At 76.2% G+C, this 2,435-nt stretch carries 1 protein-coding gene; it reads left to right on the top strand.

The window, feature by feature from the left end:
* The coding region (locus GA0115240_RS06835) for an alpha-mannosidase (RefSeq protein ID WP_093735757.1) at positions 1–2,435 on the top strand (2,435 nt) is incomplete at both ends.

Here is a 2,435-nt window from a genome sequence, read left to right as displayed (position 1 = left end):
CTGCGCCGCGCCGACCTCGCGCCGCGCGACGAGGACGTCTGGCAACTCCTCCACGACATCGAGGTCCTCGACCAGTTGATGCGCGCACTGCCGCCCGAACTGCCCCGCAGGCACGAGATCCGGATCGCCCTGGAACACGCCGCCGACGCCGTGGACCCCCGGTCCGTCGCCCGTACCGCCGCCCTCGCGCGTACGGTCCTCGCCCCCGTGCTGGAACGCCGCGCCCACGACTCCGCGCACACCCTCGCCGCCGTCGGCCAGGCCCGCCTCGCCCCGCCCTGGCCGGGCCCGGTCCGCGAGTCGGTCCGGTCGTGCGCCCGCACCTTCAGCACCATGGCCGCCCTGGCCGAGGAATACCCCGAACTGGTCGTCGCGGCCGGCTCCGCGCAGCACTACGCCTGGATGAAGGAGCACCAGCCGCACATCTTCGAGCGCATCCGCAAGGCCGTCGCCGACGGCAACTGGTCCCCGGTGGGCGGCATGTGGGTCGAGGCCGACACCGAACTGGCCTGCGGCGAGGCGCTGGTACGGCAGTTCGGCTACGGCCGGCGCTTCTTCCGCGACGAACTGGGCGCCGACGGCGACGGGGTGTGGCTGCCCGATGCCCACGGCGCCTGCGCGGCCTTGCCGCAACTGGCCGTACTCGCCGGCGCCCGCTGGTTCCTCGGACGCCGCCCCGATCCCGGCTTCGGCACCGCGCCGCCGCACCACACCTTCCGCTGGGAGGGCATCGACGGCACCCGGCTCTTCACCCACCTGGCGCCCGGCGCCGGGGGAGCGGGCGGCGGCGCCCTGACCGGGGCCGAACTCGCCGACGCGGTCGGCGGCTTCGCCGACAAGGGCGCCGCCGGCCGCTCCCTGCTGCCCTTCGGCCACGGCGCGTCCGGCCCCGACCGCGGCATGCTGGAGCGCGCCCGGCGCCTGGCCGACCTCGAAGGCTCCCCCCGCGTCGTCCCGCAGACCCCGGCCCGCTTCTTCCGCGCCGCCGAACGGGAGTACGCCGACGCGCCCGTCCGGCGCGGCGAGTTGGACCTGGCCGCGCGGCAGGGCACGTACACCGGGCAGGCCCGCACCAAGCGCGGCAACCGCCGCTGCGAAAGCCTCCTGCACGAGGCGGAGTTGTGGTCCGCGACCGCCGCCGTACGGCACGGCGTCCCGTACCCCTACGACGAGTTGGACAAGCTGTGGAAAACGGTGCTGCTCCAGCAGTGCCAGGGCATCCTGTCCGGTACGTCGGTCGCCTGGACGCACGAGGAGGCCGAGCAGACCCACCGCGAAGTGCGGCGCCGGCTGGAGCGGCTGGTGCGGCGGGCGGCCGGTGATCCGGACGGCGCGACCGTGTTCAACGCAGCCCCGCACCCCCGCCGTGAAGTGGTCGTCCTCGGCCCCGAGACCCGGCCCGGCACCGGACAGCGCCTCCAGGACGGGCGGGTGGCCGTGCTGGCGGGCGCGCCGGCACTCGGCGCCGGACCGGCCGGCCTGCCGCTGGGGGACACGGCGCCGGTGACGGTCCGGGCCACCGGGAGCGGCGAACACATCCTGGACAACGGCCTGTTGCGGGTACGGCTCGACGCGGCCGGCCTGATCAGGTCACTCGTCGAGACGGCGAGCGGGCGCGAGGCCATCGCCCCCGGCGGCGCCGGGAATCTGCTCCGGCTCGACCGCGACGACCCCGCCGCCCGGCGTGCCGACCACCTCGGGCCGCGCCACGGCCGCGACCTGGACAGCGCGCAGAGCGTCGAGATCCGCGCCGACGGGCCGCTGCTGGCGACCGTGCGGGTGGTCCGCGGCACCGGACGCTCCCGGGTGGTGCAGGAGGTGACCCTCCGGGCCGGCAGCCCGGCACTGACCCTGGACACCGAGATCGACTGGCGCGAGCCGGACAGCCTGCTCAAGGCCGCCTGGCCGCTGGACGTCCACGCCGAACACAGCACCGCCGGGATCCAGTTCGGGCACGTCGCCCGGCCCACCGACGACGGCGCCGAGCACGTCGCCCACCGCTGGATCCATCTCGGCGAGCACGGCTGGGGGATCGCGCTGGCCGGCGACGCCGCCTACGGCTACGACGTCACCCGGCACCCCCGCGACGACGGCGGCACCACCACCGTCCTGCGCAGTACGCTGCTGCGCGCCCCGCACGGACCTGACCCGCACGCCGACCGCGGCCCCCAGCGCTTCCGGCACACCCTGCGGCCCGGGGCCGCCCTGGACGACGCGATCGCCGAGGGATACGCCCTCGGCCTGCCGCTGCGGCCCGGCCCCGACGCCCCGCCGCAGCCGCCACTGGTCGCCGTCGACCACCCCGACGTCCTGATCGAGACCGTCAAACTCGCCGACGACCGCAGCGGGGACGTCGTCGTCCGCCTCTACGAATCCCGCGGCGGCCGAGCCCGCACCACCCTCACCGCCGCGTTTCCCCTGGCCGGCGTCCAGGA

Source organism: Streptomyces sp. DvalAA-14, assembly GCF_900091855.1.
Lineage (GTDB): Bacteria > Actinomycetota > Actinomycetes > Streptomycetales > Streptomycetaceae > Actinacidiphila.
The sequence above is the reverse complement of the archived record's forward strand: the minus strand, read 5'-3'. Positions and strand labels throughout refer to the sequence as shown.